Source organism: Streptomyces sp. DH12, from assembly GCF_020873895.1.
Classification (GTDB): domain Bacteria; phylum Actinomycetota; class Actinomycetes; order Streptomycetales; family Streptomycetaceae; genus Streptomyces.
Genome location: NZ_JAHWGT010001013.1, coordinates 1 through 459 on the forward strand (window position 1 = coordinate 1; position 459 = coordinate 459).

General features: G+C 70.4%; 1 protein-coding gene. It reads right to left on the reverse strand.

All coding sequences use genetic code 11. The features are described from left to right. Nucleotides 1–181: 181 nt before the first annotated feature. Nucleotides 182–459: MarC family protein (locus tag LPA54_RS38245; protein ID WP_228984987.1), on the reverse strand; the 278-nt coding region annotated here is incomplete at its 5' end.

Sequence of the window (459 nt, forward strand, 5' to 3'; positions counted from 1 at the left end):
GTTCAGCAGGCTGCCGCCGTGGGGCAGCGCCTGTGGATCCGCCCGGCCGACACACCGGCCTCGTAACTCCCGCACCGCGGGCCGGCGGCCGTACGAGCCGCTTCCCGGTGCACTGTTCGCATGCTTGAGGAGCCCCCGTACCACTCGGGTACGGGGGCTCCGGTGTGCCCGCGGCAGGACGTCAGGCGCCCTGGATCACCTGTGTGACGCCGTTGATGATCTGCTGCACGGCGATGGCGGAGAGCATCATGCCCGCGAGCCGCGTCACCAGGACCACGCCGCCGTCCTTGATGACCCGGATGATCAGCAGCGAGTAGCGCATCACCAGCCACAGGACGACATGGATGGCGAGGATCGCCGACCACACGGAGACCTGCCCCGCCACGCTGTCGGCCTTCTCCACGGCGAGGATGACCGACACGATCGCGCCCGGCCCGGCCAGCAGCGGCATGCCCAGCG